Below are 23114 nucleotides of genomic sequence, written 5' to 3'. Positions count from 1 at the left end.
AAGGGCAGGCCGTGTCGTGGCCACGACCTTCGTCTATCGCACGGCCTCCAGCGGGCTGACCACTTCGCGCAGGAGTTCTGTCGCGACCTGTGCATAGAGGGCTGTGGTGTCGAGCTTCTTGTGACCCAGCAGCACCTGGATAACACGGATATCAACCTTCTGTTCCAGCAGGTGGGTGGCAAAGCTATGGCGCAGGGTATGCATCGACACATTTTTTTCGATCCGGGCCTCGTGCGCTGCTGCATGGATGGCGCGCTTGAGCTGTCGAGCGCTGAGTTGATTGATGGGATTGAGACCCGGGAACAGCCAGCCGCCATCTGGCATTTTTCCCTGGGCGCGTGCCACACGCCACCACAGGCGCAGGCGTTCGAGCAACACCGGCGCGAGCATGGCGTAGCGCTCCTTCTGGCCCTTGCCTTGTTCCACGCGCAGTGTCATGCGCTCGCTATCGATATCAGCGACCTTGAGGGCGACAACCTCGCTGGCGCGCAGCCCCGTGGCGTAGGCCAGTGCGAGCGCCGTTTGATGCTTGAGGTTGCCGGCGGAAATGATCAGGCGACTGACTTCTTCACGGCTTAGTATCACGGGAAGGGTGCGTGGTACGCGCACCGGGCGCATCTTGGCCATCAATTCCGGATGATCGGCCGGTATGTCAAAGAAGAACTTCAGGCCGGTAATGGCCGCGTTCAGCGAGACCGGCGATGTGCCCTGGTCTACCGAATACAGCTGATAGCGCCGCAAATCTTCGGTGCTGGCAGTGTCCGGTGAGCGCTTGAGAAACTCCGCGAACCGGTGCACGGCTCGAACATAGTGTTGCTGCGTCTTGGGCGCGAGCTTGCGCATGCGCATGTCTTCGATCATCCGCTGGCGCAGCGGGCTGGGGGGATTTACTGGCGCTTTCATGGCTTGGCTCCTGTCGGAAACGAGGCGGATTGCCTCTGTTTCACGATAGAAACCGGAGCCATGGTGTCAACTACAAGCTACCTTCAATCGAAGTCCTACCGCGCGAGCGGTTTAGTCCTCTGGCCGGAAGCAGACCTCATGCCGAACTGGCCATTCTCGCCTCCCAAGGCCGCTTTAACTGGCTGGCGCATGCAGTTCCCGTTCAAACATCGTGAGCAAGTTTGCCGGCAATGCCCGCGATCCGCGCCTTAAGCGTCACCACATCGGTGAACTCGGCACGCTCGACCGGCTCGTCCCAGTTGCTATCGCTCACCAGCATCAGCAGAAAGTGGCCATGCTCATCGAACGAGGGAGTCCAGCCGACGTCCAGCACCAGATCGTCGGGAAAGACAATCTGCAGCAGGTCTTCCTTGAGGTAATCGGCATGGTGGGCCGCATCGAACGCGTCGGGAAGAAAAGAAATGTCGTCGAACACGACCACGCCCTGCCCGATATCAGTACTCCAGAACATCAGTGCCTTTCAGTGATCAATCAATCTCCGCTCACCTGCCGCGCTGCGCGGCAGGCACGTGCAGTACACGATATAGGAAAGCCGCCCCCGCCGCCCCCTCCAGCATCGCGATCAGCCAGGATGAGGATGCGAACTCCGGCAAACCCTCCCGCGCCTCGCGCACATCACTCCACTCCTGTGCGACGCACATGGTGTTATACGCGGCATGCAGTCCGATGCAGGGTAGCAAGGACTTGGTGCGCTCATACAGCCAGCCGAGAAACACCCCGATGATCACGGCACCGACATATTGATAGATATTCATGTGCGCAAAGCCGAACAGCCCGGCCGATGCCAGGATGGCAGCCCATTTCGGATATTGGCCCAGAAAGCTGCGCAAGATAATTCCGCGAAATAGCATTTCTTCCAGCACCGGGGCCAGAACGCAGATCACCACGATCATTCCCACGCTGTCGGCCTTCATGTTGGCAAACAGGGCATGCTCCTGGGACGTCATGGGAAACAGCATGAGCATCGCTGCGTCGAGCATGGACATGGCCATGAAGATCAAGGGAAGCGTCAGGGCGAGCGCCGGAAAGACCATCAGCACGGTGGCGCTGGCGGACGCCGGCGACGAGTGAAACAGCGCGCGGTAGCTCAGGCCTTTGTAGTGCATCACCACGGTAAAGATAAGGCCATTGGCGAGCACCATGATCATGCCGGCCAAGTCGCGCGGCTCCATCGACAACGCGCCGCGCACGTCATACAGCGCCGCGCCCACCACATATTCGGCCATATACAGCGCGACAAACAGCATCAGCGCTTCCAGCGCGTTGGGGAAGCTCTCTTTTTTCTTATCCATCAATCAGCAATCGTGTTTCCAGGCAGTGAAGCCAAGCAAAAGCACGAGTAAACGTGATTTCAAGAATTATTACAAGAAGGAAATTTCAATAAGGCCAAAGTGATCCCTGGCGACCGCAGGGGGAAAAGCGACAGCGGCCGCGCTCACACCTGCATATTCATGATCTCGTGATACGCCGACACCAGCTTGTTCCTCACCTGCACGGTTGCCTGAAAGCCAATACTGGCCTTTTGCATCGACACCATCACATCCGACAAACTCACCCTGTCGTCGCCCATGGTGAACGCCTTGCCCTGCTCGCCCGCCTTGAGCTGGGCATCGCTGACCTCGGCGATCGAATTCTTGAGCGCGTCGGCGAAGTCGACCTTGGCGACAGCCGGCTCGGGCACGACCTTGAGCGCCGGCCCGACGCCGCCAGCCGGGCGCGCAGCGGCCGCCTTGAGCTGGGCCATCATCGCTTCGATCCGGTCCGATCCGATTCCGTTCACGTTCATGTTATTTCCTATGTTCACACTGGCGGGCGCATCCCTGCCCCATCCCGCGAGTACAATATGCATACCAGCGAAGTCAGGGTGCCAGAATAGCACCCGGGTGGCGCGCCGGCCCCGCGAGCAGGGGCCAAAAGCGCGCTCTGTTCGATGCTTTGAGCGGGGGCCCCGCCCCACATAATGGAGTCTGAGCCCCAACCTTTGCGCAGGTTTGGGAAATTCCTACCAGTTTGGGCCTAGCCCGTCGGACACCCCCACCATGGCAGCTGCAACCGCAGAAGAACTCGTCGATATCCCCCAGGACACGCCGCCCCCCACGTTCCTGCAGACTCCGCTCGGAAAAAATTTCCTGCGTGGGGGCGGCATCGCGGCGGTGCTGGCCTTGATGCTGGGCATCTGGCTGTGGAGCCAGCGCACTGAATACGGCATCTTGTTTACCAATGTCAGCGACAAGGATGGCGGCGCCATCATGGCTTCGCTCGACCAGATGGCGGTGCCCTACAAGTTTTCCGATGGCGGCGCGTCCATCATGGTGCCCAACGAGCAAGTGCACGGCATCCGTCTCAAGCTGGCCGCGCAAGGCTTGCCCAAGGGCGGCACAGTCGGCTTCGAGCTGATGGAAAACCAGAAACTGGGCGTGTCCCAGTTCCACGAACAAGTCAATTACCAGCGCTCGCTCGAAGGCGAACTGGCGCGCTCGATCGAATCGATCGCCGCCGTCAGCTCGGCGCGCGTGCACCTGGCCCTGCCGAAACCGTCGGTCTTCGTGCGCGAGCAGCAAAAGCCGACCGCCTCGGTGTTGTTGAACCTGCAAACCGGACGCGTCATCGACCAGGCCCAGGTCAACGCCATCGTCCACCTGCTGGCGTCGAGCGTGTCGGAGTTGCCGGTCTCGAACGTGACCGTGGTCGACCAGAACGGCAACCTGCTGTCCGATCCGGACAAATCGGGCAACGCGCGCAAGCTCGATCCGAACCAGCTCAAGTACGTGGAAGCGGTGCAGAAGAACATCATCAAGCAGGTCGAGTCCCTGATCACGCCGCTGGTCGGCCCCGGCAATGTGCGCGCCGAAGCGACCGCCGACATCGACTTCGCCCAGGTCGACACGGCCGCCGAAGTCTACAAGCCAAACTCGCCACCGGAGCCGCAATCGATCCGCAGCCAGCAAACCTCGGAAGCGAACGGCCCCGGCAGCGCCAATCCGGCCGGCGTACCGGGCGCGCTCTCCAACCAGCCGCCGGGCCTGGCCACGGCGCCCCTGACCGCCACCGGAGCGCCCGGTACCGCGCCTGTGGCCACCACCGGCCCGACGCGCAAGGACACCACCACCAATTTTGAAGTCGACAAGACCATCCGCTACGAGCAGCGTCCGATGGGCCTGGTCAAGCGCCTGACCGTCGGGGTGCTGGTCAACCACCGGCGCACGGTCGACGCCAAGACCGGCCGCGTCACGGTGACCCCGCTCGCGCCCGACCTGGTGGCCAAGATCAACGAGCTGGTCAAGCAGGCGATGGGCTACTCCAAGGAGCGCGGCGACACGCTCAACGTGACCAATGCCGCCTTCGATGGCGTGGACAAGCCGGACGTGCCGGCCGCCACGCTCGACTGGTGGCGCGATCCGGCCAACCTGCCGCTGGCCAAGGACGTCGCCAAGTACCTGTTCGTGTTCGCCGTCATCGCGTTCCTGTACTTCCGCCTGCTGCGCCCGATGCTGCGCCCGGTGCTGACCAAGTTCGACAAGGCCCACGAAGTGCCGCCCGAGCCGGTCCCGACTGCGGAAGAAAAGGCCGAGGAAGCCGCCACCGCCGAGGCCGCCCAGCAGGAAGCCGAAGCCCTGGCCGAATCGCAGCAAGACCACAGCTACCGGGCCAACCTGGCGCTGGCCAAGAAACTGGCACAGGAAGATCCGCGCATCGTCGCAAACGTCATCAAGGCATGGGTAGGTACAAATGAATGATAATGGAATCCAGAAGGCAGCCATCCTGATGCTGGCCATCGGCGAGTCCGAGGCGGCCGAGGTGATGCGCTTCCTCGGCCCGCGCGAAGTGCTCAAACTCGGCGCGGCCATGGCCACGATGAAAAACGTGCAGCATGAACAGGTGGTTACCGTGCTCGACTCGTTCCGCGAGCAGACCGAACTGACCTCCACCGTTGGCCTCGATTCGGACGAATACATCCGCCAGGTGCTGACCAAGGCGCTGGGCGACGACAAGGCCGCGGTGCTGCTCTCGCGCATCCTGGGCGGCAAGGATGCGTCCGGCATCGAAAGCCTGAAGTGGATGGACGCCTCGTCGGTGTCGGAACTGATCCGCAACGAGCACCCGCAGATCATCGCCACCATCCTGGTCCACCTGGAGCGCGACCAGGCGTGCGAAATCCTGGGCAACTTCACCGACCGCCTGCGCAACGACGTGGTGCTGCGCATCGCCACCCTCGACGGGGTGCAGCCGGCCGCCCTGCGCGAACTGAACGACGTGCTCACCAAGCTCTTGTCGGGCAATGAAAACATCAAGAAATCCTCGCTCGGCGGCGTACGCGCGGCGGCCGAAATCCTCAACTTCATGAGCGGCGAGCAAGAGGGTTCGGTGATGGATAACATCAAGAACTACGACAACGACATGGCCCAGAAAATCATGGATGAAATGTTCGTGTTCGATAACATCATCGATATCGACGACCGCGGCATCCAGCTGCTGCTGCGCGAAGTGCAGTCCGAAATGCTGATCATGGCGCTCAAGGGCGCCTCGCAGGAATTGCGCGAGAAAATCTTCCGCAATATGTCGGCGCGCGCCGGCGAAATGATGCGTGAAGACCTGGAATCGAAAGGGCCGGTGCGCCTGTCCGAAGTCGAAACCCAGCAAAAGCAAATCCTGCAGATCGTGCGCCGCCTGTCCGACGAAGGCCAGATCGTGCTCGGCAAAGGTGAGGATTCCTTCGTCTGATGGCTACTCTTCCAAAAGAACTGCAAACCGCCTACCAGCGCTGGGAAATGAATTCCTTCGACCGCGTTCCGGAACCGGAACCGGTCTTGCTCGACAGCGCGCCCGTGCAGGAAGCGCTGCCCGACGAACCGCCGGCGCCGGCCTGGCCGAGCGAGGACGAACTGGCCGCCATCCGCGAACAGGCGCGCCTGGAAGGCTACGAAGCGGGCCACGCGGCCGGCTATGCCGATGCGCAGGCGCTCGGGCGCGAGGAAAGCGCGGCCGAGATGGCCAACCTGCAATCGATCGCCGCCACCTTCACCCAGGCGCTCACCCATGCCGACGAGAACATCGCCAACGACTTGCTCGAACTGACCTTGCACCTGGCCAAGAACATGCTGCGCACCGCGCTCACGGTCAAGCCCGAGCTGATCATCGCGGTGGTGCGCGACGCCATCTCCTACCTGCCAGTGCTGCAGCAGCCGGCCGTGCTGATGCTGCACCCGGACGACGCGCGCCTGGTGCGCGACGCCATCGGCGACGAACTCGACAAGGGCGGCTGGCGCGTGACGGACGATGCCCAGATCACGCGCGGCGGCTGCAAGATCGATACCGCCAGCAACCAGATCGATTCCCAGGTCGAGGTGCGCTGGCAGCGCCTGGCCGCCGCGCTCGGCAAGAACGACGTCGAGTGGCTGGACCGATGAGCCGCCCCAAGCCCGAGCTGGACCGCCATACCAGCCGCTGGTCGTCCTACCTGCGCGACTGCGGCACCCTGGTTGGCTTCGTCGAGCCGCAGCTGGTGTCGGGCCGCATCACGCGCGTGGCCGGGCTGGTCATGGAATGCGTGGGCCTCAAGCTGGCCGTCGGCAGCGCCTGCACCATCCCGATGCCGAGCGGCGCCCGGGTTGAAGCGGAAGTGGTCGGCTTCGACGGCGACCGCCTGTTCCTGATGCCGCAAAGCGATGTCGAAGGCATCGTGCCGGGCACCAAGGTGCTGCCGGTCGAAGCCACCCTGCCCCGTCCGGGCTCGGTGGCCCATCCACGGCGCCGTCCGAGCGACCGCGCGCGCCACTTGCCAGTCGGCATGGGCCTGCTGGGCCGGGTGGTCGATGGCGCCGGGCGCCCGCTCGACGGCCTGGGCCCCCTGCTCACCGACGACAGCGGTCCGATCAACGTGCGTCCCGCCAATCCGCTCGACCGCGCCCCCATCGTGGAAACGCTCGATGTCGGCATCCGGGCGATCAACGCCATGCTCACCGTCGGCCGCGGCCAGCGCCTGGGCCTGTTCGCCGGTTCCGGCGTCGGCAAATCGGTACTGCTGGGAATGATGGCGCGCTACACCAAGGCTGACGTGGTCGTGGTCGGCCTGATCGGCGAACGCGGCCGCGAGGTCAAGGAATTCATCGAACACATCCTGGGACCGGAAGGCCTGGCGCGCGCGGCCGTGGTGGCGGCGCCGGCCGACACCCCGCCGCTGATGCGCCTGCAAGGCGCGGCGTACACCACGGCGATTGCCGAACATTTCCGCGACCAGGGCAAGAACGTGCTCATGATCATGGATTCGCTGACCCGCTACGCCATGGCGCAGCGCGAAATCGCGCTGGCCATCGGCGAGCCGCCCGCCACCAAGGGCTATCCGCCATCGGTGTTCGCCAAGCTGCCGGTACTGGTGGAACGGGCCGGCAACGGCCTGGTGGGCGGCGGCTCGATTACCGCCTTCTACACCGTGCTCACCGAGGGCGACGACCAGCAAGACCCGATCGCCGACTCGGCGCGCGCGATCCTGGACGGCCACTTCGTGCTCAACCGGCGCCTGGCCGAGGCTGGCCACTATCCGGCCATCGACATCGAACAGTCGATCAGCCGCGCCATGCACACCATCACCAGCACCGCCCACCAGCACGCCGCGCGCCGCCTCAAGCAACTGTATTCGCGCTTCGAACGCTCGCGCGACCTGATCACGGTCGGCGCCTACGCCCACGGCAGCGACCCGGTGCTCGACCAGGCCATCGCCCTGAACGAGAAAATCGAAGCGTTTCTCTGCCAGGAAATCAAGGACAACGTCGGCATGCCGCAGAGCTTGGCCGAATTGACCTCTCTATTCTCGTGATGGAATCCGAATCGGCGTGCCTATAATGATGCATTATGGCAAAACAAACCGTCCTCGATACCCTGCTCGAACTCGCCCAGCGCGACACCGACGAGGCCGCCAAGCGGCTGGGGGTGGCGATCAAGGCGGCCGAAGAGACCGAACAAAAGCTGCAGATGCTGCTGGGCTATCTGGAGGATTACGCGCTGAAGCTGGACGCGGCCCAGCGCGGCGGCATGACGCCGATGGCGTACGCCAATTTCATTGCCTTCATGGGCAAGCTGGAGCACGCCATCCTGGGCCAGCGCGAGATCGTCAAGCATGCGCACAACCGCAGCGCGGTGGAAAAGGGCTTGTGGCAGGCGAGCGAGCGCAAACGGGTGTCGTACCGCACCCTGAACGAGCGCGCGGCGGCTGAAGCACTGCGCCTGGAAAACAAGCGCGACCAGAAACAGATGGATGAACACGCCGCCCGCCAGGCTTATTACAAACGTTGATGCACCCTGTCATAACCAACCGATCGCCCGCCATGTCCACGTCTCCGATTCCGCAGCCACTGACTTCCCTGAATGCCACGCCGGCACCGGCGCGCACCAATAACGCCGCCTCCACGGCACCGGCGGTGCAGTTCGGCCAGACGCTGTCGCGCGAAATCGCGCAGCGCCAGAGCATGACCCAGCAGCCACCGGCGCCGGCCAAGGCCGCCGCGCCGCGCCCGGCCGAGAAAGCCCCCGCCGCGCGCCCGGAACAAGGCGCCAAGGCGGAGCAGGCCAGCGCGCCCGCTGCGGACGCCGCGCCAGCCCGCCCAGGCGCCCCGGCCGCCGGTAATGGCGGCCATACCCAGTCCGGCGAGAGCGGCAACAGCCCCGCGACCGACGCTAGCGCGGCCGCCGCCGCCGCTGCCGCCGACAGCGCCGCCGCAGCGGCCGCACGCGCCGAACTGCCCCTGGCCGACATGCTGGCCCTGGTCGCCAGCCTGACCCAGCCTGCGCAAGCGGGGGCCGCGCCGGTGGCCACCGATCCGGCCTGGAGCACGCTGGCCGCGACCCGCAGCGCCAGCGGCGCTGCTGGTGCCGCCACCGATCCGGGCTTGGCGGCCGATGCCGCGCTGGCCGCCTTCACCGCGCCGGCCATGGCGGCGGCCGGGCGCTTCCCGACCATCGATGGCGCCCCCACCCCGCCCGCAGTCGGCGCGCTGGGCCTGCCAACCGAACCGGCCCTGGCCATGGAAACCGATGCCGCCCCGGCCGGCGAGCTGCGCGCCCTGCTGGAAGGCGCCATGCCGCGCGCGGCCGGCGCCAGCGCCAGCGCCGCCGCCGACACCACCCAGGCCCAGGGCACCGCCCCGGCGCTGCAAGCGGCGGTGCTGCAAACCGAGGCGGCGCGCATCGCTCCCGCCGCGCGCGAACTGCCCGAGGCGCTCGCCATCGAGACCAAGGCGATCGAGGCGACCCCGGTCGGCGCGCCGCTGCAGCAAGCCGCAGCCGGCCTGGCGCAGGCCGCCAATGCCGGCGCCGACAAGCTGTCGGCGCGCGTCGGCACCCCGGCCTGGGACAACCAGGTCGGCCAGAAAATCGTCTGGATGGTGGCCGGCAAGGAACAAAGCGCGACATTGACGCTCAACCCGCCCGACCTGGGTCCGGTCCAGGTGGTGCTCAACATCAGCGGCGACAATGCCAGCGTGACGTTCTCGTCGGGCGAGCTGGAAGTGCGCCAGGCCCTGGAAAACGCCATGCCCAAGCTGCGCGAGATGATGGATGAAAGCGGCATTTCGCTGGGCAACGCCAGCGTCAACGCCGGCATGCCGGAACAGCGCCAGGACCAGGATCAGGGCGGACGCGCGATGGCGGGCGGCAGCGGCACGGGTGAGGTGCGTGGCCTGGTCAACGGCAGCGCGTCCGACGCCAACGAGCGCCTGGCCGCCAAGGCCCCGGCCCAGGGTGGACGGCTGGGCGTGGTCGACACCTTCGCCTGATGACGGACGGCATGCACTGTCCGGCATTCCCGGCGGCACACCCGGCGCCGCGCTTGCACAGCGCATCGGCTGTCGATAGCTAGCCACGAGTTGGGCCGGGTTCGGCCCTGTTTTCCACGCATCCGCCCGCTCATCTCTTCGCGATAATGACATAATGCAGGCATGATCCACCGACGTCGTCTTGAGGTACTTTGAAAGCGAAAGCAAACATGAAAGCTGCAGCCCCCCCTGATGCGGCCGCCAAGCCGCCGTCGAAGAAACTGGCCATGATCGGTGCGCTGGTGGCCGTGCTTGCGCTGGGCGGCGGCGGTGCGGGCTGGTTTTTCATGCACAAGGGGGGCGATGACACCGAGGAATCGGCCAAGCCGTCCAAGAAAAAGAAAAAGGCCAAGGCCCACGCGGCGCCGGTGTTCGCCCCGCTCGAAGTATTTACCGTCAATCTGCAACCGGATGGCGAAGAAGAGAGCATGCTGCAAACGACCATCACGCTTGAAGTGCTGGGCCCCGAGCAGGCTGACCTGATCAAGGCGAACATGCCCAAGGTGCGCAGCCGCGTGCTGCTGCTGCTGTCGGCCAAGAAAGCCTCGGAAGTGAAGACGGTGGACGGCAAGAACAAGCTGGCCGCGGAAATTCTCGAGGCGCTCAAGAAGCCGTTCGTCGAGCACGACGAGCCGCAGGAAGTGAACGACGTCATGTTCACCCAGTTCATCATCCAGCCCCAATAATGCGCCATGGCCGATAATTTTCTCTCGCAGGAAGAAGTCGATGCCCTGCTCAAGGGCGTCAACGGCGACCAGGATGAAGCGTCCGCGCCCGAAGACAACACGGGCGTACGCACGTACAACCTGGCGACCCAGGAACGGATCGTGCGCGGCCGCATGCCGACGCTCGAAATCATCAACGAGCGTTTCGCGCGCCTGTTGCGGGTCGGCCTGTTCAACTACATCCGGCGCAGCGCCGAGGTCTCGGTCGGCTCGGTGCGGGTTTCCAAGTACAGCGAATTCATCCGTAACCTGGTGGTGCCGACCAACCTCAACCTCGTGCACATGAAGCCGCTGCGCGGCACGGCCCTGATCGTATTCGATCCAGGCCTGGTGTTTTTGCTGGTGGACAATCTGTTCGGCGGCGACGGGCGCTTCCATACCCGGGTCGAGGGGCGCGATTTTACCCAGACCGAGCAGCGCATCATCTTGCGCATCCTCGATATCGTGTTCGATTCGTATGCGAAATCGTGGGAACCGGTGTATCCGGTCGAGTTCGAGTACATCCGTTCCGAGATGAATACCCAGTTCGCCAACATCGCCACCCCGAACGAAGTGGTGGTGTCGTCCACCTTCACCATCGAACTGGGCTCGGTGAGCGGCCAGATTCACATCTGCATGCCGTATTCGATGATCGAACCGATCCGCGACACGCTCACCTCCAGCCTGCAGGGCGAGGCGCTGGAAGTGGACAAGCGCTGGATCCGCCTGATGACCCAGCAGATCCAGATCGCCGAAGTCGAACTGGTGGCCGTGCTGGGCACCGCGCGCGCGTCCTTCGACGAGATTCTCAATTTCAAGGTGGGCGATATCGTCGCCCTCAACGTGCCCGAACAGATCCAGGCCACCGTCGATGGGGTGCCGGTGATGGATTGTACTTACGGCGTGCTCAACGGACAGTACGCGCTCAAGGTCGAGAAACTGCTCGCCAATGCGGACACCAAATAATTTAGGAGAGCAATATGGCCGATAATCTGGAAGATGATGCAATGGACGACGACTGGGGCGCGGCCATCGCCGAACAGGCCAAGGCGGAAGCCGAGGCGCTGCAAAGCCAGGCCGCCAGCGCGGCCGTGTTCAAGGATTTTTCCAACAAGGGCACCAGGCCCGACACGCCGAACGATATCGACTTCATCCTCGACATCCCGGTCCAGCTCACGGTCGAGCTGGGACGGACCAAGATCGCCATCAAGAACCTGCTGCAGCTGGCCCAGGGCTCGGTGGTCGAGCTTGACGGACTGGCGGGCGAGCCGATGGACGTGCTGGTCAACGGCTGCCTGATCGCCCAGGGCGAGGTGGTGGTGGTGAACGATAAATTCGGTATTCGGCTGACGGACATCATCACGCCGTCCGAACGGATTCGAAAACTGAATAAATGACGGCCCGCCTGCTTGCCGCCGTGGCGCTGGCGTGCAGCCTGGCGCCGGCCCTGGCCGCCGATCAGGCGGCTGCGTCCGTTTCCGCCGATAAGGCGGCTGCGTCCGTTCCTGCGGTTCCGACCGCATCCGTGCCTGCCGCCGCCGCGCCGCAGGCCAGTCTTCCGGTTGCGGCCCCGCTTGCGGCCACGCTTGCACCTCCGGCTGCGGCCGCTGTCACGCCGGCGCCCGCCGCCGCCATGCCTGCCCCTGCCGCCGCGCAGCCGGCGCCCGGTCCGATGGCGGGGCCATCGGCCGGCAACCTGCTGCAAACCATTTTCGCCCTGACCCTGGTGCTGGCCTTGTTGGGCGGCATGGTCTGGTTCATGAAACGCTACGGTCCCCAAGCTGCCGCCGGCGCGGCCCAGATCCGCACCGTCGGCGCACTCAGCCTTGGCGGACGCGAACGCATCATCGTGGTCGAAGTGGGCGACCAGTGGATCGTGGTGGGCGCCTCGCCCGGCCGCGTCAACGCGCTGGCCACCATGCCCAAGCGCGATACGCCACCCGGCGGCCCCGCAGTGCTGGGCAACGGCCCGGCGTCCGGTACCTTCGCCGAGTGGCTGAAACAGACCATCGACAAACGCAATGGACGCTAAACCGCCTTCCCTGCCGCCGCTGCCCTCATTGAGCCGCGCGCGGCGCTGGCTGCCGCTGCTGGCGCTGGTGCCGGCCATCGGGCTGCCGGCGCTGGCCTTGGCCGCGCCGGGCATCCCGACCTTCACCAGCACGCCGGCCCCGGGCGGCGGCACGGCGTACTCGCTGCCGGTGCAGACGCTGCTCCTGATGACGGCGCTGTCGTTCCTGCCGGCGGTGCTGCTGATGATGACCAGTTTTACCCGCATCATCATCGTGCTGTCGCTGCTGCGCCAGGCGATCGGCACCCAGTCGGCCCCGCCCAACCAGGTCATGGTCGGGCTGGCGCTGTTCCTGACCCTGTTCGTCATGGGCCCGGTGTTCGACAAGATTTATGTGGAGGCCTACCAGCCCTTGCAGGAAAACAAGATCCAGATGGGCGAAGCCATGGACAAGGGGGTGGCGCCCCTGAAAACCTTCATGATCCGGCAGACGCGCCAGGCCGACCTGGCCATGTTCGTGCGCATTTCGCGCTCGGCGGCGCTGCAAGGGCCGGAAGACATTCCGCTGCGCATACTGATTCCGGCCTTCGTCACCAGCGAACTGAAAACCGCGTTCCAGATCGGCTTTGCCATCTTCATCCCGTTTCTCATCATCGACATGGTGGTGGCCTCGGTGCTGATGTCGATGGGGATGATGATGATGTCGCCGGCCGTCATTTCGCTACCGTTCAAGCTGATGCTGTTCGTGCTGGTCGATGGATGGCAGTTGCTGCTCGGCTCGCTCGCCCAGAGTTTTTACTAGAAAGGCCCGCCATGACCCCCGAAAGCGTGATGACAATGGGCCGCACGGCCATGGAAGTAACCCTGATGGTGGCCGCGCCCATGCTGCTGGTGGCGCTGATCATCGGCCTGATCGTGAGCATCTTCCAGGCCGCCACCCAGATCAACGAAGCGACCTTGTCCTTCATCCCCAAGCTGGTCGGCATCTTTGTTGCCCTGATCGTGGCCGGGCCGTGGATGCTGGCGGTCATGCTCGACTATATGCGCCAGGTGTTCAGCGGCATTCCCGGCCTGGTCGGCTAGGCGCGCCGCGCGCTTCCCGCATGATCACCCTGACCAGCGCCGAGATGAATGCGTGGATCGCCGGCCTGCTGTGGCCGCTGTCGCGCATCCTCGGCCTGATCACGGCCGCGCCCCTGTTCGGCAATGCCAGCGTGCCGGTGCCGGTGAAAATCGGGCTCGGCGTACTGCTGGCGACCATCATCGCGCCGGCCATTTCCGCCGTTCCGGGGGCCGATCCGCTGTCGATGGCCGGTTTGCTGATCCTGGTGCAGGAGTTGCTGATCGGCGTGGCGATGGGTTTCGCCATCCGCCTGGTGTTTGCCGCCATCGAAATGGCCGGCGAAATCTGCAGCCTGACCATGGGCCTGGGCTTCGCCAGCTTTTTCGATCCGCTCACCAAGGGCCGCTCCTCGGCCGTCAGCCAGTTCCTGGCGCTGATCGCGACCATGGCGTTTTTGGCCGCGAATGCGCACCTGGTGCTGCTCGAAGCGCTGGCCGAGAGTTTTATCACGATGCCGATTTCGGCCTCGCCGATGTCGTCGTCCGCGGAATGGGAAATGGCGAAATGGGGCGGCCTGATTTTCAGCGCCGGGCTGCATTTGTCGCTGCCGATCGTCGCCGCCCTGCTCATTACCCAGGTTGCGCTGGGGATCCTGACGCGCGCCGCGCCCCAGCTGAACATCTTCGGGATTGGTTTTCCGATCACCCTGGGGGTGGGCATGCTGGTGATCGTGATGGTGCTGCCGTACCTGGGCAATCCATTTCAGGTGCTGTTCAACCAGGGCATCGAAACGGCACGGCGGGTGCCGCGTATGGCGGCCACGCCGGCGCCGGTACCGGTACCGGCCGCGCCGCCTGCCAGAACCAACTGACATTTGACGATCCAATTGCGCGCCACAGCTACCCCAGCTCATCGCCTCCTTGTTTCGTGCAATTCGCTTGGCAGGAGCTTGCATATACGGATGCAATGAGAATGACGAATGAATTCAAAGGTAACCCAGGTGGCACCGGTTGCGCATGTGAAAAGAGGAAATGAAGATGGAAATCGCTGTCTCTTGGGTCATGTTTGGTGTTCTAGTGTTGATAGTTGTCGCAAACAGGTTTCGAAAAACCAAAGGAACAAAAAAATTCGAAGACGTATTGAGGCGTGGACTCTTCGTTATAGCCTTCATCCTCTTGGCAGGGCTCATCGGAGGAGTATATTTCATGGGGGAACAACTATCCTGAATTTTCCGCACGACATCCGGTGAATCATATTCTCAATTTTTGGCGGGAACGCGGTGGGGGCAGTGGCAGGTCAGCGGTCTATCGCAGTGGGCCTGCGCGATCGAACAAGGTTTCTAAGTGCGTCAGGTCCGCTACCGGGTACGGCGGCTGGCGGGCACGCAAGTGGCGCCTTCGCTGCTGCCAGTGAGAGTCGCATCGATAATCCCAGTAGAGGTCGCCGTCAGCTTGCGCGGCGAGCGCGGTTGGAAGTTGACTTCGCCGAGCGATGTGCCGGCCAGCTGGCTGGCCGAGTGAATGCGCGCCGTATGATGCAGGTGTCGGTTGATGCGATCTGGCTTGCAACGGCAGCGGTAGACACGAGCACTCGGATCGACGGGCTGTCGCCCTATGTTCAGCAAACACTACCCGATGTAGTTAAACAGCGATAATCCCGACAGTATCTTGAACGACTTCTGCGCCGCTTCGAGCGTGGTCTGCTGCTGCGCGAACTGCGACAGGGCCTTGACCATGTCCAGGTCTTGCAGGTTCGACAGCGCGGTCTGGTACTGGATGTCGCGGTCCGAACCGGCGCTGTCGAGGTAATCGAGTTCCTGCATGCGCGAGCCGAACGAGGCGCGCACCGACAGGATGTTGTCGAGCGACGAGCCGAGGTTGGCATTGGCCACGCTCAGGCTGTTGGCCAGCTGGGCCTTGCCACCGGCGCCGATAGTCGGCTGGCGCAGCGCCGCCACCAAATCGGTGATGGTGGTAAACACCGACTGGTTCACGCTCGGCGTGGTGGTAAAACTGTCGCCGTTGGCCGGCTCGCCCTTGACGTCGAGCGCCATGCCGTCGAACGCGATCTGCTGCCCGGTCTTGTAGGGCTGCGGCGTGGCCACGGCCGGCGGGCGCGGAATCGATTCGTTGGTGGTGGTGTCGGTCACCATGTAGGTCGTCACCGGCGGCGTGGTTGCCGTCACCGCGAAGGTCACGCTGTAATCGTGGCCGGTCAGGGCCGCCTTGTTGGTCACCGTGCCCGGCGACACCAGGCCCGAGCCGGTGTTCCCCGGCGCGGCGCGCGTCTGGAAGCTGCCGTTACCGGTCATATTGCGTTCGAAAATGGCGTTGCCGGTCTCGCTCACCGGCATCGTGCGCGATGAGCCCACCTGCAACTGGCGCTGGCCCTGGTCGCCGTTGTACTGGGCACCCGTGGCGGTCTGGGTGAACGGCTGGGTGTTGGCGCGGTGGCCGGCAAACAGGTAGCCGCCCACGCCGTCTTCGGTATTGGCCACGGCCAGCAAATCCTGCATGCGCGATTCGAGGTCAATCGCGATCGCTTCGCGGTCGGGCGGGGTCAGCGAGCCATTGCCGGCATACACGGACAAGCGCTGGATTTCCTGCATCAAGGTGGTAGCGCTGGTGAGCGCACCTTCGACCTGCCCCAGCGAACTGTTGGCGTTCATGCGGTTGACCTTGAACTGCTCGTTGACCGAGGCCGACTGGGTCAGTTCGAGCGCGCGCGCGGCCGCGACCGGATCGTCGGCGGCCGTCACCAGGCGCCGGTTGGTCGACAACTGCATCTGGGTCTTGGCCAGCTGGGTCTGCAAACTGCCGAGCTGGCCCGTGCCGTTGGCAAAAATGGTGCTGGTACTGATACGCATGGTGTTTCCCTCGACTGAACTGCTCAACTACAATGATTAACGGCCGATCGACAGCACCGTATCGAACAGGGTACTGGCCATCTGCATCACCTTGCCGGCCGCCTGGTAGGCTTGCTGGTACCTGAGCAGATTGGTCGCTTCTTCGTCCAGGTTCACGCCCGAGACATCCTGCTGGGCCGCCGTGACCTGCTTGAGCAGGGTATCGCCGGCCTGGCCGTTGACTTGCACTTCGCGCGTCTTGTTGCCGACAAAGCTGACCAGCTCGGCGTAGGCCGACTGGTAGGTGGCCTTGCCGCCATCGAGGATCGGCTTGGTTTGCAAGTTGCCCAAGAGGCGCGCGTTGCGGTTGTCGGCCGTGCCATTGCTGTTGGGAGCGACCGTGAAGGTGTCGCCCGCCACCGGGGTTCCGGCAAATTTGAGGTTGACGCCGCCAAAGTTGTAGTTGGCGCCAGCCGTGAACGGAATCGAGGCGGTGCCGGCCGGGTAGGTGGTCGCCACGCCATTGCTGGTGGTGACGGTCACGGCCTGGGCGGCCGGGAAACCCGACAAGCTGGCTGGCGCGCCACCCACGGTGAGGTTGACCGGGGCCGTCAGTGCATTGCCGGGCGTCAGGTAAGCCGCGTCGACAGTGCCTTCGCTGATGGTCACCGTGCCCTTGTTACTGAGCGGCATGCTGGTGCTGATCGGGGCTGCGGCGGCAATCGAATTGCGCTCGTTGACCATCATCGAAAAATCCGAGGCGCCGTTGATGGTCGGACGCACCAGGAAGCTGTCGCCGGCCGCCGCGCTGCCGGTGACGGTGAAGGCCACGCCATCGATGGTCTGCGGGCCGGTCTGCGGGAACGGGGTGACCGGAAACGGTTTGTTGTCCGACAGGCGGGTCACCATGTAATTGCTGCCGTCGTAGCTGACCTTGTAATCGCTCTGGGTCAGCGCGGTCGGGTCGACAATGGCGGCCTGCACATCGGTGGTGCTGCCGACCGCATTGTTGATATTGCGCCCGACCACGGGCACGCCGACCTTGAAGAAGTCGCCGCCCGGACTGCCAGCGGCATCGATGCCGAGGCGGTGCTGGGCGTTGAAGGTTTGCGCCAGGCCGATGGCCACCCGGCCCAGCGAATTCTGGGTGCGGTCGAGGGTGCCGGAACGAAATTCCATCAGGCCGCCGAGTGCGCCGCCGGTGAACACCTTGTCGTCCAGCACCGTTGTTTTGCTGCCGGTGACGAAGCCGACTTGCACCCGGCTCAGGTCGGTCGGCGAGGTGGTGGCCACCAGTTCGAAGGCCTTGTTGCCCACCACCAGCGGCTGGCCGGTGCCGATTGCGACCGTCATGCTGTTGTTGTTGCCGCGCGTGACGGTGGTCTTGACTTCCTTGTTCAGGTCGGCGATGAGCTGGTCGCGCGCATCCATCAGGTCGTTCGGCTCGTTGCCGGTACCGGTGCTGAGCTGGGCGATCTTGTCGTTGAGCTGGCCGATCTGCTGGGCGTAGGAATTGATGACACCGACCTTGGCCGTGATTTCGCTGTTGACACCCTGGCGGATCTCGGTCAGACGGTCATCGATGCCCTGGAAGCGCGACACCAGCGATTCGCCGTTCGACAACACCGCCTGGCGCGACGCGGCCGAGGACGGGTTCGAGGCCATGTCTTGCACGCCCTTGAAAAAATCTTGCAGCGCCGGCGACAGGCCGGACGTGGTGTCGGACAGCAAGTTGTCGACCTGGCTGATCTGGGAATAGAAGGCGTCGAGCGAGCTGACCTGGGTCTGGGCGGAACGCACCTGGCCGTTCAGGAAGGGGTCGGAAAAGCGCTTGATCTGCTCGACCTCCGTGCCGCTGCCGACGAAGCCATAGCCGAAAGCCTGGGCCGTGCCGCTCGCCTGTACCACTGTCTGGCGGCTATAGCCGGCCACATTGGCGTTGGCGATGTTATGCCCCGCCGTGGACAAGCCTACTTGCGCCGCGAACAGCCCGCTCTTGCCGATGTTAAGTAGATTTCCAGACATGATGTGTTTTCTTTCCTTGAATATCTCTATCTACGGCAGTTTTGCGAGAAACTTGAGCGGGCCGCGCAGGCCGGGCCGCGCAGGCCGGGCCGCGCAGGCCGGGCCGCGCAGGCCGGGCCGCGCAGGCCGGGCCGCGCAGGCCGGGCCGGTCAGGACAGGCGGGAAGTCGTTTCTGGCAGTGCCAGAAACGACGACGGGGTATTGGCCTATGCCAAGTTGCGCTGGATGATCTTGGTCAGCTTGGCCGCGTACAGGGGATCGGTGGCATAGCCGGCCTTTTGCAGCCCGTGGGCGAAGCCGGCCGCATCCTGGGCATTGGCCAGCACTTTCTCGTAGCGCGGGTTATTCGTGATCAGCTTGGCGTAATCCTTGAAACTGTCGGCATACGAATCGTAGGCGCGGAATTTCTCGACCCTGGTCTGCGGCTTGCCGTTGACGTATTCGGTCGTGACCGCGGTGGCAACCTTGCCAGTCCAGCCAGGGCCGGCCTTGATACCGAACAGGTTGTGGCTGGTGCCGCCGTCGGCATTGCGGATTTCGCGCTTGCCCCAGCCCGATTCGAGCGCGGCCTGGCCCAGCATGAACTTGGCCGGGATGCCGGTCGCGCGCGAGGCTTCGTCTGCGTGGGCGCCGAGTTTTTCCTGGAACGCGCGCACGTGCGGCGATTGCGGCCGTCCGCTCGCGCTCACGCCCGGCACCGTGGCGGTCGATGGCGTAACGAGTGCGCCCGGCACGGTGGCCGTCGATGGCGTGACGAGTGCGCCCGGCGTCTTGATCATTTCACCGGCATCGCGCCCGGCCGGCATGGCGATGCGCTTGGCGGGCTGGTCGCCGGCGATGGCGATCGGCTGGGCCGCCTGGACGGACGGATCGCCATTGATCGCCAGCGCCTGCGCATTCGTGGCCTGGCTGCTCAGCTGGCGGATCAGCACGTCGGCCAGGCCGACCCCGCGCTTGGCCAGGTTTTGGCTCATCTGCTGGTCGAGCATGGTGGTGAAGGTCTTGGTTTGCTGGCTGTCGAGCATGCCTTCGCCCTGGGGCGTGGCGTCGCGCATGCTTTTCATCATCATATTGATGAACATCGCCTCGAACTGGGTCGACGCCGTTTTCAGCGCTTCCGGGGAGCCGGCCTTGGCCGACTGCTTGAGCCCACCCAAGGCGTTGGTGTCGAGGGCGAGCTTGCTGCTCAGGTCGTTCGATGGGCCGATCATGATGGCATCCTCAAATGATTTCGAGTTCGGCGCGCAGCGATCCGGCCGCTTTCAGCGCTTGCAGGATCGAGAGCAAGTCTTGCGGCGAGGCCCCGATGGCATTCATGGCCTTGACCACGTCGGCCAGCGAGGCGCCGCCCTTGACCATGACCACCTTGCCCGGGTCTTTCTTGACTTCCACCTGGGTATTCTGGGTGACCACGGTCTGGCCGCCCGAGAACGGCCCCGGCTGGCTCACTTGGGGATCGGAACTGATCGTCACCGACAGGTTGCCATGCGAAATCGCGCACGTGTCCAGGGTCACGGTCTGGTTCATCACCACCGAGCCGGTGCGGGCATTCATGATGACCTTGGCGGCCAGCTTGGACGGATTGACTTCCAGCCCTTCCAGGATGCCGATGAAGGCCACCCGCTGGTCGCTCGACGAGGGCGAGCGTACGCGGATCACGCGTCCATCGAGCGCGGTGGCGATATCCGGGCCGAAATGGTTGTTGATCGCTTCCACCACCCGGGCCACGGTGGAAAAATCGGTGGTGTTCAGTTCCAGGCGGATCTGGTTGTTTTCGCCCAGGTTCGAGGCGACGGCGCGCTCCACCGTGGCGCCGGCCGAAATCTTGCCCACGGACAGATGATTGACCTGCACCTGGGCGCCGCCAGCCTGGGCGCCGACGCCGCCGACCAGCACATTGCCCTGGGCCATGGCGTAGACCTGGCCATCGGCGCCTTGCAGCGGGGTCATGATCAGGGTGCCGCCGCGCAAGCTCTTGGCGTTACCGATGGACGAGACCGTGATATCGATGGTCTGGCCGGGCTGGGCAAAGGCTGGCAGCGAGGCGGTGACCATCACCGCGGCCACGTTCTTCAGTTGCAAGCTGGTGCCGGGCGGCATGTTCACACCCTTCGCTTGCAGCATCGACACGATCGACTGCACCGTGAACGGAGTCTGGGTGGTCTGGTCGCCGCTGCCATCGAGGCCGACCACGATGCCGTAGCCGCTCAGCTGATTCTGGCGCACGCCGGCGATCGTGGTCAGGTCCTTCAGGCGCTCGGCCTGGGCGGCCTGCGGCAGCAGGGCCAGCGACAGCGCGAGAGCGGCGGTATGGAGAAATGCACGCATGGAAATTCCGATCAGAATGGCAGCAGGGACTGGAAGAAGCGCGACACCATCGCCGTCATTTCGGCGCGGTCGATCTGGCTGTTGGTGCGGTACTCGACGCGCGCATCGGCCACCTGGGTCGACGAGACGGTGTTGCCGGTGCCAATATTGTCGGGACTGACCATGCCGGAGAAGCGGATGAACTCGATGCCCTTGTTCATGGCGACCTGTTTCTCGCCGGCCACGATCAGGTTACCGTTCGGCAGCACTTCGGTGACGGTGACGCCGATGGTGCCGGTAAAGGTATTGCTGGCGCTCTGGTTGTCCGAATCGGAAAACTTGTTGGCGCCTTCGACCCCGACCGAGGCCCCGAACACGCCCTTGATCACGCCGGGCGCGGCGAAGCTGGCCGAGCCGGACTTGTTGCCCGAGCTGGCCCCGGCTTTCACGGCCGAGGTTTTCTCGGTGATATTAATGGTCAGCATGTCGCCGATATGCCGCGCGCGGCGGTCTTCGAACAGCGGACGGTACTGGGAACTCTGGTAGATGGCGCCGTTGGCGGGCGCGCTCTGCTCGGCCATGATCGGACGCGCGCTGGTGGGACGCTGCACGATCGAGCTCGGGGTGGCGGCGCAACCGGCCAGCGCCAGCAAGGAAACGATGAGGAAAGGTTTCATGAAGGTTCTCCTGGCCGCGCTTACAGCTGCGACAATTTTTGCAACATCTGGTCGGACGTGGTGATCGCCTTGCTGTTGATCTCGTAGGCGCGCTGGGTCTGGATCATGTTGACCATTTCCTCGACCACGTTCACGTTCGAGGTTTCCACATAGCCTTGCAGCAGCACCCCGGCGCCATTCGTGCCCGGGGTATTGGTGTTGGCATTACCCGAGGCACCAGTTTCCACGTACAGGTTTTCGCCTTTCGATTCCAGCCCGGCCGGGTTGACGAAGGTGGTCACTTGCAGGCTGCCGATCTGGGATGGCGCGTTGGTGCCCGGCAGGGTCACCGACACGGTGCCGTCGCGTCCGATGGTGAGCGACTGGGCATTGGCCGGCACGGTAATGGCCGGCTGGACCACGAAGCCGGACGAGGTCACCAGCTGGCCATTGGAATCGCTCTGGAAGGAGCCGTCGCGGGTGTAGGCGGCGGTACCGTCGGGCATCAGCACGGAAAAGAAGCCGGCGCCGTTGACCATCACGTCTTTCGAGTTGCCGGTCTGCTGGGGATTGCCCTGGGTGTGGATGCGTTCGACCGAGACCGCGCGTACGCCGGTACCGATCTGCTGGCCCGAAGGCAGCTGGGTTTGTTGCGAGGATTGGGCGCCTGGCTGGCGCACATTCTGGTACAGCAAATCTTCGAACACGGCGCGGCTGCGCTTGAAGCCATTGGTGCTGACGTTGGCCAGGTTATTGGTGATGACGTCCAGGTTGGTCTGCTGCGCTTCCAGGCCGGTCTTGGCGATAAAAAGGGAACGAATCATGGTCTTCTCCAGTAACGGCGGCCGGCGAACATCGCCACGCACCGATCAATGAAGAGATTATGCGCGCCCTGTTGTTATCCCAAAGCGAGGATCTGGGTGGCTTTCGCCGCGTTGTTCTCGGCATTCTTCATCAGGCTCATTTGCAGCTCGAAGGAACGGGCCAGCGAAATCATGGTCACCATGGCATCGACCGGGCTGACGTTGGAGCCTTCGAGGGCGCCGCCGGCCACCGCCACTTGCGGGTCGGCCGGGGCTGCCGTGCCGTCTTTCAGGCGGAACAGGCCATCGTCGCCGCGCACCAGGTCCTGCTCGGGCGGGTTGACCAGTTTCAGGCGGCCCAGCACGGTGGGCGCACCCGGTTTGGTGGTGGTGGCGATGGTCGAGATGGTGCCGTCGCCACCGATCGACACGGACACTTCGGGCGGTACGGTGATGGGGCCGCCGTCGCCCTGGATGGTGAAGCCGGCGGTATTGGTGAGCAGCCCGTTTTCATTCATTTGCAGGGCGCCATTGCGGGTATAGGCTTCGCTGCCGTCGGCCATTTGCACGGCGAGGTAACCTTTGCCCTTGAGGGCGACGTCGAGGTCGCGCCCGGTCAATTGCAGGGGGCCGGAGGAAAAATCGGAACTGACCGTAGCGTTGACCACGAAGGCGCGCGTGGCCAGCGGCAGGTTTTCGCCGACGATGGGCACGGCGCGGAAGGCGTCGATCTGGGCGCGGAAACCGGTCGTGGTGACGTTGGCCAGGTTGTGCGAGGTGGTGGCCTGCTGCTCCAGGATGTGCTTGGCGCCGCTGGCGGCTGTGTAGATGAGTCTATCCATGATTTTTCTCCTTGATGCCTACCGCCACTGTTCCCCTAGCCCGTCGTTCCCGGCATTGCCGGAACCGACTTCCCGCAAAGGCGGGAAC

Annotated in this window: 25 protein-coding genes; 14 read left to right on the top strand and 11 right to left on the bottom strand. The window is 64.2% G+C overall.

Annotated elements, in window-relative coordinates; translation table 11 throughout:
- Nucleotides 1–33: 33 nt before the first annotated feature.
- The 4 genes from F2P44_RS15895 to fliE all read right to left on the bottom strand — a co-directional run bounded on the left by F2P44_RS15895 (nt 34) and on the right by fliE (nt 2749).
- Nucleotides 34–903, bottom strand: coding sequence for a tyrosine-type recombinase/integrase (locus F2P44_RS15895; RefSeq protein ID WP_167088037.1), 870 nt, complete (start codon nt 901–903; stop codon nt 34–36).
- 202 nt (nt 904–1105) lie between these two features.
- Nucleotides 1106–1414, bottom strand: a complete 309-nt coding sequence (locus F2P44_RS15890; RefSeq protein ID WP_167088035.1) for a hypothetical protein — start codon at nt 1412–1414, stop codon at nt 1106–1108.
- Between the two features lie 31 nt (nt 1415–1445).
- The gene (locus tag F2P44_RS15885) at nt 1446–2255 is read right to left on the bottom strand and encodes a CPBP family intramembrane glutamic endopeptidase (RefSeq protein ID WP_167088033.1); all 810 of its coding nucleotides are present in this window, start codon (nt 2253–2255) and stop codon (nt 1446–1448) included.
- A gap of 143 nt (nt 2256–2398) precedes the next feature.
- Nucleotides 2399–2749, bottom strand: a complete 351-nt coding sequence (gene fliE / locus F2P44_RS15880; RefSeq protein WP_167088031.1) for a flagellar hook-basal body complex protein FliE — start codon at nt 2747–2749, stop codon at nt 2399–2401.
- Between the two features lie 253 nt (nt 2750–3002).
- Between fliE and fliF the strand changes: the two genes are divergently transcribed.
- The 14 genes from fliF to F2P44_RS15810 all read left to right on the top strand — a co-directional run bounded on the left by fliF (nt 3003) and on the right by F2P44_RS15810 (nt 14774).
- On the top strand, nt 3003–4700 hold the full coding sequence (fliF, locus tag F2P44_RS15875) for a flagellar basal-body MS-ring/collar protein FliF (protein ID WP_167088029.1): 1698 nt from the start codon (nt 3003–3005) through the stop codon (nt 4698–4700).
- Entirely contained in the window at nt 4693–5685 is a 993-nt protein-coding gene (gene fliG, locus F2P44_RS15870) for a flagellar motor switch protein FliG (RefSeq protein WP_167088027.1), read from the top strand. Before fliF ends, fliG begins: the two co-directional genes overlap by 8 nt.
- Nucleotides 5685–6371, top strand: a complete 687-nt coding sequence (locus F2P44_RS15865) for a flagellar assembly protein FliH (RefSeq protein ID WP_167088025.1) — start codon at nt 5685–5687, stop codon at nt 6369–6371. Before fliG ends, F2P44_RS15865 begins: the two co-directional genes overlap by 1 nt.
- Entirely contained in the window at nt 6368–7777 is a 1410-nt protein-coding gene (fliI, locus tag F2P44_RS15860) for a flagellar protein export ATPase FliI (protein WP_167088023.1), read from the top strand. The genes F2P44_RS15865 and fliI overlap by 4 nt, the downstream gene beginning before the upstream one ends.
- Nucleotides 7778–7812: 35 nt before the next feature.
- On the top strand, nt 7813–8253 hold the full coding sequence (gene fliJ / locus F2P44_RS15855) for a flagellar export protein FliJ (RefSeq protein WP_167088021.1): 441 nt from the start codon (nt 7813–7815) through the stop codon (nt 8251–8253).
- A 32-nt stretch (nt 8254–8285) separates the two neighbouring features.
- Nucleotides 8286–9731 (top strand): flagellar hook-length control protein FliK, encoded by a 1446-nt coding sequence (locus tag F2P44_RS15850; RefSeq protein WP_167088019.1) that lies wholly within the window; start codon nt 8286–8288, stop codon nt 9729–9731.
- Nucleotides 9732–9940: 209 nt separating this feature from the next.
- The gene (gene fliL / locus F2P44_RS15845; protein WP_167088017.1) at nt 9941–10456 is read left to right on the top strand and encodes a flagellar basal body-associated protein FliL; all 516 of its coding nucleotides are present in this window, start codon (nt 9941–9943) and stop codon (nt 10454–10456) included.
- A gap of 6 nt (nt 10457–10462) precedes the next feature.
- Nucleotides 10463–11440, top strand: coding sequence for a flagellar motor switch protein FliM (gene fliM, locus F2P44_RS15840; RefSeq protein WP_054264144.1), 978 nt, complete (start codon nt 10463–10465; stop codon nt 11438–11440).
- A 14-nt stretch (nt 11441–11454) separates the two neighbouring features.
- Nucleotides 11455–11871, top strand: coding sequence for a flagellar motor switch protein FliN (fliN, locus tag F2P44_RS15835; protein WP_167088015.1), 417 nt, complete (start codon nt 11455–11457; stop codon nt 11869–11871).
- The gene (gene fliO / locus F2P44_RS15830; protein ID WP_167088013.1) at nt 11868–12506 is read left to right on the top strand and encodes a flagellar biosynthetic protein FliO; all 639 of its coding nucleotides are present in this window, start codon (nt 11868–11870) and stop codon (nt 12504–12506) included. The genes fliN and fliO overlap by 4 nt, the downstream gene beginning before the upstream one ends.
- Nucleotides 12496–13287 (top strand): flagellar type III secretion system pore protein FliP, encoded by a 792-nt coding sequence (gene fliP / locus F2P44_RS15825; RefSeq protein ID WP_167088011.1) that lies wholly within the window; start codon nt 12496–12498, stop codon nt 13285–13287. Before fliO ends, fliP begins: the two co-directional genes overlap by 11 nt.
- A gap of 11 nt (nt 13288–13298) precedes the next feature.
- Nucleotides 13299–13568 (top strand): flagellar biosynthesis protein FliQ, encoded by a 270-nt coding sequence (gene fliQ / locus F2P44_RS15820; RefSeq protein WP_167088009.1) that lies wholly within the window; start codon nt 13299–13301, stop codon nt 13566–13568.
- A gap of 20 nt (nt 13569–13588) precedes the next feature.
- The gene (gene fliR, locus F2P44_RS15815; protein WP_167088007.1) at nt 13589–14419 is read left to right on the top strand and encodes a flagellar biosynthetic protein FliR; all 831 of its coding nucleotides are present in this window, start codon (nt 13589–13591) and stop codon (nt 14417–14419) included.
- A gap of 166 nt (nt 14420–14585) precedes the next feature.
- The gene (locus F2P44_RS15810) at nt 14586–14774 is read left to right on the top strand and encodes a hypothetical protein (RefSeq protein ID WP_167088006.1); all 189 of its coding nucleotides are present in this window, start codon (nt 14586–14588) and stop codon (nt 14772–14774) included.
- Between the two features lie 401 nt (nt 14775–15175).
- On the opposite strand, the gene flgL is transcribed toward F2P44_RS15810, so the two are convergent.
- The 7 genes from flgL to F2P44_RS15775 all read right to left on the bottom strand — a co-directional run bounded on the left by flgL (nt 15176) and on the right by F2P44_RS15775 (nt 23026).
- Nucleotides 15176–16414 carry a flagellar hook-associated protein FlgL gene (gene flgL / locus F2P44_RS15805; RefSeq protein ID WP_167088004.1) on the bottom strand — a complete coding sequence of 413 codons (1239 nt, stop codon included), beginning with the start codon at nt 16412–16414 and terminating at the stop codon, nt 15176–15178.
- Between the two features lie 36 nt (nt 16415–16450).
- Nucleotides 16451–18418 carry a flagellar hook-associated protein FlgK gene (gene flgK / locus F2P44_RS15800; RefSeq protein WP_167088002.1) on the bottom strand — a complete coding sequence of 656 codons (1968 nt, stop codon included), beginning with the start codon at nt 18416–18418 and terminating at the stop codon, nt 16451–16453.
- Nucleotides 18419–18624: 206 nt separating this feature from the next.
- Entirely contained in the window at nt 18625–19629 is a 1005-nt protein-coding gene (gene flgJ / locus F2P44_RS15795; protein WP_167088000.1) for a flagellar assembly peptidoglycan hydrolase FlgJ, read from the bottom strand.
- A gap of 10 nt (nt 19630–19639) precedes the next feature.
- Nucleotides 19640–20746, bottom strand: coding sequence for a flagellar basal body P-ring protein FlgI (locus F2P44_RS15790; RefSeq protein ID WP_167087998.1), 1107 nt, complete (start codon nt 20744–20746; stop codon nt 19640–19642).
- Between the two features lie 11 nt (nt 20747–20757).
- The gene (locus tag F2P44_RS15785) at nt 20758–21402 is read right to left on the bottom strand and encodes a flagellar basal body L-ring protein FlgH (RefSeq protein ID WP_167087996.1); all 645 of its coding nucleotides are present in this window, start codon (nt 21400–21402) and stop codon (nt 20758–20760) included.
- A gap of 20 nt (nt 21403–21422) precedes the next feature.
- A complete protein-coding gene (gene flgG / locus F2P44_RS15780; RefSeq protein ID WP_167087994.1) occupies nt 21423–22205 on the bottom strand; it encodes a flagellar basal-body rod protein FlgG in 783 nt (260 codons plus the stop codon).
- A 74-nt stretch (nt 22206–22279) separates the two neighbouring features.
- Nucleotides 22280–23026, bottom strand: coding sequence for a flagellar basal body rod protein FlgF (locus F2P44_RS15775; RefSeq protein ID WP_167087992.1), 747 nt, complete (start codon nt 23024–23026; stop codon nt 22280–22282).
- Between the last annotated feature and the right edge of the window lie 88 nt (nt 23027–23114).

It is taken from the genome of Massilia frigida, assembly GCF_011682175.1.
GTDB lineage: Bacteria > Pseudomonadota > Gammaproteobacteria > Burkholderiales > Burkholderiaceae_D > Telluria_A > Telluria_A frigida.
Note: the sequence above shows the minus strand (reverse complement) of the source record. Positions and strands in the feature narration are given on the sequence as shown.

Coding starts and splice junctions, on each gene's coding strand:
- F2P44_RS15895 (WP_167088037.1), bottom strand. CDS start 903: ATGAAAGCGCCAGTAAATCCCCCCAGCCCGCTGCGCCAGCGGATGATC.
- F2P44_RS15890 (WP_167088035.1), bottom strand. CDS start 1,414: ATGTTCTGGAGTACTGATATCGGGCAGGGCGTGGTCGTGTTCGACGAC.
- F2P44_RS15885 (WP_167088033.1), bottom strand. CDS start 2,255: ATGGATAAGAAAAAAGAGAGCTTCCCCAACGCGCTGGAAGCGCTGATG.
- fliE (WP_167088031.1), bottom strand. CDS start 2,749: ATGAACGTGAACGGAATCGGATCGGACCGGATCGAAGCGATGATGGCC.
- fliF (WP_167088029.1), top strand. CDS start 3,003: ATGGCAGCTGCAACCGCAGAAGAACTCGTCGATATCCCCCAGGACACG.
- fliG (WP_167088027.1), top strand. CDS start 4,693: ATGAATGATAATGGAATCCAGAAGGCAGCCATCCTGATGCTGGCCATC.
- F2P44_RS15865 (WP_167088025.1), top strand. CDS start 5,685: ATGGCTACTCTTCCAAAAGAACTGCAAACCGCCTACCAGCGCTGGGAA.
- fliI (WP_167088023.1), top strand. CDS start 6,368: ATGAGCCGCCCCAAGCCCGAGCTGGACCGCCATACCAGCCGCTGGTCG.
- fliJ (WP_167088021.1), top strand. CDS start 7,813: ATGGCAAAACAAACCGTCCTCGATACCCTGCTCGAACTCGCCCAGCGC.
- F2P44_RS15850 (WP_167088019.1), top strand. CDS start 8,286: ATGTCCACGTCTCCGATTCCGCAGCCACTGACTTCCCTGAATGCCACG.
- fliL (WP_167088017.1), top strand. CDS start 9,941: ATGAAAGCTGCAGCCCCCCCTGATGCGGCCGCCAAGCCGCCGTCGAAG.
- fliM (WP_054264144.1), top strand. CDS start 10,463: ATGGCCGATAATTTTCTCTCGCAGGAAGAAGTCGATGCCCTGCTCAAG.
- fliN (WP_167088015.1), top strand. CDS start 11,455: ATGGCCGATAATCTGGAAGATGATGCAATGGACGACGACTGGGGCGCG.
- fliO (WP_167088013.1), top strand. CDS start 11,868: ATGACGGCCCGCCTGCTTGCCGCCGTGGCGCTGGCGTGCAGCCTGGCG.
- fliP (WP_167088011.1), top strand. CDS start 12,496: ATGGACGCTAAACCGCCTTCCCTGCCGCCGCTGCCCTCATTGAGCCGC.
- fliQ (WP_167088009.1), top strand. CDS start 13,299: ATGACCCCCGAAAGCGTGATGACAATGGGCCGCACGGCCATGGAAGTA.
- fliR (WP_167088007.1), top strand. CDS start 13,589: ATGATCACCCTGACCAGCGCCGAGATGAATGCGTGGATCGCCGGCCTG.
- F2P44_RS15810 (WP_167088006.1), top strand. CDS start 14,586: ATGGAAATCGCTGTCTCTTGGGTCATGTTTGGTGTTCTAGTGTTGATA.
- flgL (WP_167088004.1), bottom strand. CDS start 16,414: ATGCGTATCAGTACCAGCACCATTTTTGCCAACGGCACGGGCCAGCTC.
- flgK (WP_167088002.1), bottom strand. CDS start 18,418: ATGTCTGGAAATCTACTTAACATCGGCAAGAGCGGGCTGTTCGCGGCG.
- flgJ (WP_167088000.1), bottom strand. CDS start 19,629: ATGATCGGCCCATCGAACGACCTGAGCAGCAAGCTCGCCCTCGACACC.
- F2P44_RS15790 (WP_167087998.1), bottom strand. CDS start 20,746: ATGCGTGCATTTCTCCATACCGCCGCTCTCGCGCTGTCGCTGGCCCTG.
- F2P44_RS15785 (WP_167087996.1), bottom strand. CDS start 21,402: ATGAAACCTTTCCTCATCGTTTCCTTGCTGGCGCTGGCCGGTTGCGCC.
- flgG (WP_167087994.1), bottom strand. CDS start 22,205: ATGATTCGTTCCCTTTTTATCGCCAAGACCGGCCTGGAAGCGCAGCAG.
- F2P44_RS15775 (WP_167087992.1), bottom strand. CDS start 23,026: ATGGATAGACTCATCTACACAGCCGCCAGCGGCGCCAAGCACATCCTG.